The 3,738-nt window shown below is 72.8% G+C and carries 3 protein-coding genes; all 3 read left to right on the top strand.

Translation table 11 applies throughout. The features are described 5' to 3' along the window. A partial coding sequence (gene gcvP / locus ACYVE7_RS30940) for an aminomethyl-transferring glycine dehydrogenase (protein WP_460369717.1) occupies positions 1 to 2,065 on the top strand: 2,065 nt, incomplete at its 5' end. A 90-nt stretch (positions 2,066 to 2,155) separates the two neighbouring features. Then, positions 2,156 to 2,929, top strand: a complete 774-nt coding sequence (locus ACYVE7_RS30935) for a tetratricopeptide repeat protein (RefSeq protein ID WP_460369715.1) — start codon at positions 2,156 to 2,158, stop codon at positions 2,927 to 2,929. Positions 2,930 to 3,003: 74 nt separating this feature from the next. Next, a partial coding sequence (locus ACYVE7_RS30930; RefSeq protein WP_460369713.1) for a serine/threonine-protein kinase occupies positions 3,004 to 3,738 on the top strand: 735 nt, incomplete at its 3' end.

Here is a 3,738-nt window from a genome sequence, read left to right as displayed (position 1 = left end):
CGGCGTCCCGTTCGGGTTCGGCGGCCCGCACGCCGGCTACATGGCCGTCCGGGAGGAGCTCCAGCGGCAGCTCCCCGGCCGGCTGGTCGGCGTCTCGGTGGACGCCGACGGCCGCCGCGCCTACCGGCTCGCGCTGCAGACCCGCGAGCAGCACATCCGCCGGGAGAAGGCCACCTCCAACATCTGCACCGCGCAGGTGCTCCTCGCGGTCATGGCGTCGATGTACGCCGTCTACCACGGGCCCGATGGGCTGAAGGCGATCGCCGAGCGGGTGCACGCCCGCGCCTCGGCCTTCGCCCGGTCGATCGAGGGGCTGGGGATCGAGGGCTACGAGGTCCTGAACTCCGCCTACTTCGACACCCTGACCATCGCGCTGCCGGGCCCGGCCGAGACCGTCGCCCGCGCCGCCGAGGCGGCGGGCTTCAACATCCGGATCGTCGCCGACCAGGTCGTGGCCGTCTCCTTCGACGAGACCATCACCGAGGACGACCTGCAGGTGCTGCTGGAGGCGTTCGACCGCCGTCCGTTCCGCCAGGCCGTCGCCGTCGCCGCCCCGGTGGACGCCCTCCCGGCGGCGCTGCGCCGCGAGTCCGCGTACCTGACCCACTCGGTCTTCCACCAGCACCGCTCCGAGACGGCCATGCTCCGCTACCTGCGCCGCCTCCAGGACAAGGACATCGCGCTCGACCGGTCGATGATCCCGCTGGGCTCCTGCACGATGAAGCTGAACGCCACCACGGAGATGGAGCCCATCACCTGGCCGGAGTTCGCGAACATCCACCCGTTCGCGCCGATCGAGCAGGCCGCCGGCTACCTCGAGCTGATCACGGAGCTGGAGGAGTGGCTGGCCGAGATCACCGGCTACGCGAAGGTCTCGGTGCAGCCGAACGCCGGTTCGCAGGGCGAGCTGGCCGGGCTGCTGGCCGTCCGCGGCTACCACGAGGCGCGCGGCGAGGGCCACCGGAACGTCTGCCTGATCCCGTCGTCGGCGCACGGCACCAACGCGGCGTCCGCGGTGATGGCGGGCATGAAGGTCGTCGTGGTCAAGTGCGACGACAGCGGCAACGTCGATCTGGCCGATCTGCACGCGAAGATCGACAAGCACGCCGCCGACCTGTCGGTGATCATGGTGACGTACCCGTCCACGCACGGCGTGTACGAGGAGACCATCGTGGAGATCTGCGCCGCGGTGCACGCGGCGGGCGGCCAGGTCTATGTGGACGGCGCGAACCTCAACGCCCTGGTCGGGCTGGCGAAGCCCGGCGTGTTCGGCGCGGACGTCTCGCACCTGAACCTGCACAAGACCTTCTGCATCCCGCACGGCGGCGGCGGCCCCGGCGTCGGTCCGGTCGGCGTCGGCGCGCACCTGGCGCCGTTCCTGCCGAACCACCCGCTGCGGCCCGAGGCCGGTCCCGCGACCGGCGTCGGCCCGATCTCGGCGGCCCCGTGGGGTTCGGCGGGCATCCTGCCGATCCCGTGGGCCTACATCGCGATGATGGGCGCCGACGGCCTGACCCGCGCCACCGAGGTCGCGATCCTGTCGGCCAACTACCTGGCCCGCCGGCTCGACCCGCACTTCCCGATCCTCTACACCGGCCGCGACGGGCTGGTCGCCCACGAGTGCATCGCCGACCTGCGGAAGATCACCAAGGAGACCGGGGTGACCGCCGAGGACGTCGCCAAGCGGCTCATCGACTACGGCTTCCACGCCCCGACCCTGTCGTTCCCGGTCTCGGGCACCCTCATGATCGAGCCGACCGAGTCCGAGGACCTGGCCGAGCTCGACCGGTTCGTCGAAGCGATGATCGCGATCAGGGCGGAGATCGACCGGGTCGCGTCGGGCGAGTGGGACGCCGACGACAACCCGCTGCACAACGCCCCGCACACCGCCGAGAACCTGCTGGGCGCCGACTGGAAGCACCCGTACACCCGCGAGGAGGCGGCCTACCCGGTCGCGTCGCTCCGCGACAACAAGTACTGGGCGCCGGTCTCCCGGATCGACGGCGTGTACGGCGACCGCAACCTGGTCTGCTCTTGCCCGCCGCCGGAGGCGTTCGAGGACTAAAACCGGCTTACCGGCCGTGTCGTCCCCCGTGGCGGCACGGCCGTCCTTGTAGGGTCGGGGAAATTTGACCGGGGCGAGGGAGTGGGTTTGATGACCCTGCTGCAGGCACGTGAGCACGCCGAGAACGGCGACCACACCACCGCGGTCACCCTGTACAGACAGGCGCTCGACACCGACGACCGGGCCGAGGCCGCGCCGGGCCTGGCACTCGTGCTGGAGGACGCGGGCGACGTCGAGGGCGCCCGCGCCGCCGACCGGATCGCGATCGACACCGACGACCCCGAGTACGCGCCCCGCGCCGCCTACCATCTCGCTCTCTCCTACGAGCGCGCGGGCGATCTGGCCGCGGCGGCGGACGCCTGGCTGCGCGTCGTCGACCTCGACAACCCCGCCTACCTTCCGGCCGCCTGCCTGGCGCTCGCGCAGCTCGCCGACGAGCAGGGCGACACCGCCACCGCGCTCGCCTGGTGGGAGCAGGCCATCGACACCGGCGACGAGGAGTACGCGCCGGTCGCCGCCCACGATCTCGCCCAGCGCCTCCTCGAACTGGGCCAGGCCGCACGCGCCCAGACCGTCCTGGCGCGGGTGCTGCGCGGGCTGCCGCCCGACTCCTACGCCTACGCCCGGCTCGCGATCGTCATGGGGCTGACCCACCTCGAGCAGGCGATCGGCGCGTTCACCGCGGGGCTCGGCCCCGGCACCGCCCCCGACCTGGCGCCGCTGGCCACCGAACTCCTCGCCCGCACCCTTCCGCTGCGCGGCCGCGACGACGAGTCCGTCGAGGTGTGGCGTTCCGGTCTCGACGATCCCGCGATCGCCGCCGACGTCGAGACGCGCCTCCACCGGCGTCTTCCGACGCCCTGAACGCCGAACCGCCGCCGCTTTGCTGGCATTGGGGGGATACTGGGCGGGTTCGGGGTTGACGACGGGGAGGCCGGGTGCTGAATCCGACGAGTGACCCGGTGCGGATGGGCCGGTACCGGATCGTGGGACGGCTCGGGTCCGGCGGGATGGGCTGGGTTTACCACGGCAGGTCGCCGAGCGGGCGGTCCGTCGCGGTGAAGGTGGTGCGTCCGGAGTTCGCCGACGACCCGGGGTTCCGGGAGCGGTTCGCGCGGGAGATCGAGGCGGCGCGCGCCGTCAGCGGGGCGTTCACCGCGGCCGTGGTCGACGCCGACCCGTACGGGAACCCGCCGTGGCTGGCGACCGTCCACGTGACCGGGCCTTCGCTGTGGGAGGCGGTCAAGACCCACGGGCCGCTGCCCGAACCCCAGCTCGCCGTGCTCGGCGCCGGGTTGGTCGAGGCGTTGCAGGCCATCCACGGGGCGGGGGTCGTGCACCGCGACCTCAAACCGTCGAACGTGCTGCTGGCCGAGGACGGCCCCCGCGTCATCGACTTCGGGATCTCCCGCAGGTCGGGCACCGAGGGGATGACCCAGCCGGGGACCGTGATGGGCACCCCCGCCTACATGTCGCCCGAGCAGATCATGGCGGAGCCGGTCGGCCCGGCCAGCGACGTGTTCTCGCTCGGCTCCGTGCTGGCCTTCGCCGCCACCGGGGTGGCGCCCGACGGCGAGACCGAGATCAGCTCGGGGCTCCAGCGGGTCGCCGCGGAGCCGCCGGACCTGGCCGGCGTGCCCGACGCGCTGCGCCCGCTGCTCGCCTGGTGCCTG

This window comes from Actinocorallia lasiicapitis (assembly GCF_054778695.1).
Note: the sequence above shows the minus strand (reverse complement) of the source record. Positions and strands in the feature narration are given on the sequence as shown.

Excerpts from the sequence above, each read along its gene's own strand:
- ACYVE7_RS30935 (WP_460369715.1), top strand. The coding sequence starts at position 2,156 with ATGACCCTGCTGCAGGCACGTGAGCACGCCGAGAACGGCGACCACACC.